The organism is Azonexus hydrophilus (assembly GCF_001956855.1).
GTDB classification, from domain to species: Bacteria; Pseudomonadota; Gammaproteobacteria; order Burkholderiales; family Rhodocyclaceae; genus Azonexus; species Azonexus hydrophilus_A.
The window spans coordinates 1-5,455 of record NZ_MTHD01000011.1 but is presented as its reverse complement, the minus strand read 5'-3'; the positions used below and the strand labels follow the sequence as shown (position 1 = coordinate 5,455).

Sequence of the window (5,455 nt, the reverse complement as noted above, 5' to 3'; positions counted from 1 at the left end):
GAGTAGACGCAAAAACCCCCTGCTGGTATGAGCAGGGGGTTTTGTAATGGGAGCCTGGCGGTGACCTACTTTCGCGAGCGGAAGCTCACTATCATTGGCGCTCATCTGTTTCACGGTCCTGTTCGGGAAGGGAAGGGGTGGGTCCAGAAGGCTATTGCCGCCAAGCGTAACTTGTGTGTTCGTCGCTGTTTAGCGCCGAACGCAAAATGGGGTAGAAGGTTGTATGTTGTGACTGCGGTATGAGTATGCTGCAGTGTTACAAGGTTATAGGATCAAGCCGCACGGGCAATTAGTATCAGTTAGCTTAACGCATTACTGCGCTTCCACACCTGACCTATCAACGTCGTGGTCTTCGACGACCCTTTAGGGAGTTCAAGACTCCGGGAAATCTTATCTTAAGGCGAGTTTCACGCTTAGATGCTTTCAGCGTTTATCTCTTCCGAACATAGCTACCCGGCGATACGACTGGCGTCATAACCGGTACACCAGAGGTTCGTCCACTCCGGTCCTCTCGTACTAGGAGCAGCCCCCTTCAAATTTCCAGCGCCCACGGCAGATAGGGACCAAACTGTCTCACGACGTTTTAAACCCAGCTCACGTACCTCTTTAAATGGCGAACAGCCATACCCTTGGGACCGGCTACAGCCCCAGGATGAGATGAGCCGACATCGAGGTGCCAAACACCGCCGTCGATATGAACTCTTGGGCGGTATCAGCCTGTTATCCCCAGAGTACCTTTTATCCGTTGAGCGATGGCCCTTCCATACAGAACCACCGGATCACTATGACCTGCTTTCGCACCTGCTCGACTTGTGGGTCTCGCAGTCAAGCACGCTTTTGCCATTGCACTTTATGGGCGATGTCCGACCGCCCTAAGCGTACCTTCGTACTCCTCCGTTACCTTTTGGGAGGAGACCGCCCCAGTCAAACTGCCTACCATGCACGGTCCCCGGTCAGGATTCACTGACCAAGGTTAGAACCTCAAACAAATCAGGGTGGTATTTCAAGGTTGACTCCACCGAAACTAGCGTCCCGGTTTCACAGTCTCCCACCTATCCTACACAAACCGGTTCAAAGTCCAATGCAAAGCTGCAGTAAAGGTTCATGGGGTCTTTCCGTCTTGCCGCGGGGAGATTGCATCTTCACAAACATTTCAACTTCGCTGAGTCTCAGGAGGAGACAGTGTGGCCATCGTTACGCCATTCGTGCAGGTCGGAACTTACCCGACAAGGAATTTCGCTACCTTAGGACCGTTATAGTTACGGCCGCCGTTTACTGGGACTTCGATCAAGAGCTTGCACCCCATCAATTAATCTTCCAGCACCGGGCAGGCGTCACACCCTATACGTCCACTTTCGTGTTTGCAGAGTGCTGTGTTTTTATTAAACAGTCGCAGCCACCATTTCACTGCAACCCCATCGGGCTTTCGGCGCGAGGCCTTATACCCTACCGGGGCACACCTTCTCCCGAAGTTACGGTGTTAATTTGCCGAGTTCCTTCTCCTGAGTTCTCTCAAGCGCCTTAGAATTTTCATCCTGCCCACCTGTGTCGGTTTGCGGTACGGTCGAATCTAGACTGAAGCTTAGTGGCTTTTCCTGGAAGCATGGTATCAATCACTTCAGCACCGTAGTGCCTCGTCGTCACGCCTCAGCTAAGCCCCCCGGATTTGCCTAAGGGGCACGCCTACACGCTTAAACCACCTATTCCAACAGATGGCTGACCTAACCTTCTCCGTCCCCACATCGCATCTAGAATCGGTACAGGAATATTGACCTGTTTCCCATCGACTACGCATTTCTGCCTCGCCTTAGGGGCCGACTCACCCTACGCCGATGAACGTTGCGTAGGAAACCTTGGGCTTTCGGCGAGGGAGCTTTTCACTCCCTTTATCGCTACTCATGTCAGCATTCGCACTTCTGATATCTCCAGCATCCTTTACAAGACACCTTCACAGACCTACAGAACGCTCCCCTACCATATCCTTACGGATATCCGCAGCTTCGGTGCATGGTTTGAGCCCCGTTACATCTTCCGCGCAGGACGACTCGACTAGTGAGCTATTACGCTTTCTTTAAAGGATGGCTGCTTCTAAGCCAACCTCCTAGCTGTCTATGCCTTCCCACTTCGTTTCCCACTTAACCATGTCTTGGGGACCTTAGCTGGCGGTCTGGGTTGTTTCCCTCTTGACAATGGACGTTAGCACCCACTGTCTGTCTGCCTTGCTCGCACTTGACGGTATTCAGAGTTTGCCATGGTTTGGTAAGTCGCGATGACCCCCTAGCCATAACAGTGCTTTACCCCCGTCAGTGATACAAGACGCACTACCTAAATAGTTTTCGGGGAGAACCAGCTATTTCCGGATTTGTTTAGCCTTTCACCCCTATCCACAGCTCATCCCCTAACTTTTCAACGTTAGTGGGTTCGGACCTCCAGTACCTGTTACGGCACCTTCATCCTGGCCATGGATAGATCATCCGGTTTCGGGTCTACGCCGTGCTACTAAACGCCCTTATCAGACTCGCTTTCGCTACGCCTTCCCTATTCGGTTAAGCTCGCAACACAACGTAAGTCGCTGACCCATTATACAAAAGGTACGCAGTCACCCCACAAGGAGGCTCCCACTGTTTGTATGCATGCGGTTTCAGGATCTATTTCACTCCCCTCCCGGGGTTCTTTTCGCCTTTCCCTCACGGTACTAGTTCACTATCGGTCGATCACGAGTATTTAGCCTTGGAGGATGGTCCCCCCATGTTCAGACAAGGTTTCACGTGCCCCGCCCTACTTTTCGCTAACTTAGTACCACGGATCTGTTTTCGAATACGGGGCTATCACCCACTACGGCCGGACTTTCCATTCCGCTCTTCTAACAGTTCCGCTATCACTAGCAGGCTCTTCCCCATTCGCTCGCCACTACTAGGGGAATCTCGGTTGATTTCTTTTCCTCCGGCTACTTAGATGTTTCAGTTCGCCGGGTTCGCCTCCCATACCTATGTATTCAGTATGGGATACCTCAAAGAGGTGGGTTTCCCCATTCGGATATCGGGGGATCAAAGCTTCATTGCCAGCTCCCCCCCGCTTTTCGCAGGCTTGCACGTCCTTCATCGCCTGTGATCGCCAAGGCATCCACCACATGCACTTAGTCGCTTGATCCTATAACCTTGTGTTCTCTTTCGAGAACGGCTACAGGCAAACTCATATTTGTGCTGTCTCGCTCCCAAAGGAACAAGAACAGATGCAATCACAACGTGTTGCCAACGCCTCATCAGCGCCGCAACACAACCTTCTTCCATTTTGTTAAAGAACGTAGCAATTCGTTTTACCAAACGCTAAAGATAAACAACTCTGCTTATCTTTAGGTTCTGGTGGAGGATAACGGGATCGAACCGTTGACCCCCTGCTTGCAAAGCAGGTGCTCTCCCAGCTGAGCTAATCCCCCGTTAAGCTTCGCATTACGCCGTTGCTCAACATCTTGCATACTGATGTATGCGGCGATGTCTCGCGCCTCGTACTGCTCGCTTACTTGATTTGACGTTGGTGGGTCTGGTTGGAATCGAACCAACGACCCCCGCCTTATCAAGACGGTGCTCTAACCGACTGAGCTACAGACCCTCGTCTGTTTGCTACTCTTCGAACAACCGATAGGTTGTGGGTGCCAGGATGCTTCTCTAGAAAGGAGGTGATCCAGCCGCAGGTTCCCCTACGGCTACCTTGTTACGACTTCACCCCAGTCACGAACCCCGCCGTGGTAAGCGCCCTCCTTGCGGTTAGGCTACCCACTTCTGGCGGAACCCGCTCCCATGGTGTGACGGGCGGTGTGTACAAGACCCGGGAACGTATTCACCGTGACATGCTGATCCACGATTACTAGCGATTCCGACTTCACGCAGGCGAGTTGCAGCCTACGATCCGGACTACGATCGGCTTTCTGGGATTAGCTCCACCTCGCGGCTTGGCAACCCTTTGTACCGACCATTGTATGACGTGTGAAGCCCTACCCATAAGGGCCATGAGGACTTGACGTCATCCCCACCTTCCTCCGGTTTGTCACCGGCAGTCTCGCTAAAGTGCCCAACTAAATGATGGCAATTAACGACAAGGGTTGCGCTCGTTGCGGGACTTAACCCAACATCTCACGACACGAGCTGACGACAGCCATGCAGCACCTGTGTCCAGGCTCCCTTTCGGGCACCAAGCCATCTCTGGCAAGTTCCTGGCATGTCAAGGGTAGGTAAGGTTTTTCGCGTTGCATCGAATTAATCCACATCATCCACCGCTTGTGCGGGTCCCCGTCAATTCCTTTGAGTTTTAACCTTGCGGCCGTACTCCCCAGGCGGTCAACTTCACGCGTTAGCTCCGGTACTAAATGGTTTTACCCACCCAACACCTAGTTGACATCGTTTAGGGCGTGGACTACCAGGGTATCTAATCCTGTTTGCTCCCCACGCTTTCGTGCATGAGCGTCAGTATTGGCCCAGGGGGCTGCCTTCGCCATCGGTGTTCCTCCACATCTCTACGCATTTCACTGCTACACGTGGAATTCCACCCCCCTCTGCCATACTCTAGTCTTCCAGTCATAAGCGCAGTTCCCAGGTTGAGCCCGGGGATTTCACGCCTATCTTAAAAAACCGCCTGCGCACGCTTTACGCCCAGTAATTCCGATTAACGCTCGCACCCTACGTATTACCGCGGCTGCTGGCACGTAGTTAGCCGGTGCTTCTTATGCCGGTACCGTCATCCGCACAGGGTATTAACCCGTACGATTTCTTCCCGGCCGAAAGAGCTTTACAACCCGAAGGCCTTCTTCACTCACGCGGCATGGCTGGATCAGGCTTGCGCCCATTGTCCAAAATTCCCCACTGCTGCCTCCCGTAGGAGTCTGGACCGTGTCTCAGTTCCAGTGTGGCGGATCATCCTCTCAGACCCGCTACAGATCGTCGCCTTGGTAGGCCTTTACCCCACCAACTAGCTAATCTGACATCGGCCGCTCCGGGAGCACAAGGTCCGAAGATCCCCTGCTTTCCTGCGCACAGAATATGCGGTATTAGCTATCCTTTCGGATAGTTATCCCCCACTCCCGGGTACGTTCCGATGCATTACTCACCCGTTCGCCACTCGCCACCAGACCGAAGCCCGTGCTGCCGTTCGACTTGCATGTGTAAGGCATGCCGCCAGCGTTCAATCTGAGCCAGGATCAAACTCTTCAGTTCAATCCAACTAATAACTCACAAACTCACTGACGGTAGATTTCTCTACCTATGTATCTCTACATTCGTGTGTCTGCCTTAATACATTTTTGTGGCCGAAACCACTGCATCAAGACACCCACACCTATCGGTTGTCCAAACTTTTAAAGAACATCGCCGCGCCGTCTTAAACATCAATTCGTCTGCAGCAGAGAAGCGAGATTATGTAACACTTCCTCACTTCCGTCAAGCTTTTCAGTAAAAAATTTTCT

At 52.5% G+C, this 5,455-nt stretch carries 2 tRNA genes and 3 rRNA genes; all 5 read right to left on the bottom strand.

The window, feature by feature from the left end:
- Positions 1-52: 52 nt before the first annotated feature.
- A 5S ribosomal RNA gene (rrf, locus tag BJN45_RS17420) occupies positions 53-165 on the bottom strand.
- 103 nt (positions 166-268) lie between these two features.
- Positions 269-3,150, bottom strand: a 23S ribosomal RNA gene (locus BJN45_RS17415).
- A 210-nt stretch (positions 3,151-3,360) separates the two neighbouring features.
- Positions 3,361-3,436 (bottom strand) — tRNA-Ala (locus BJN45_RS17410).
- Between the two features lie 96 nt (positions 3,437-3,532).
- Positions 3,533-3,609, bottom strand: a tRNA-Ile gene (locus BJN45_RS17405).
- A gap of 60 nt (positions 3,610-3,669) precedes the next feature.
- Positions 3,670-5,207 (bottom strand): 16S ribosomal RNA (locus BJN45_RS17400).
- The 16S, 23S and 5S rRNA genes sit together here with 2 tRNA genes alongside, the layout of an rRNA operon.
- Positions 5,208-5,455 lie beyond the last annotated feature (248 nt).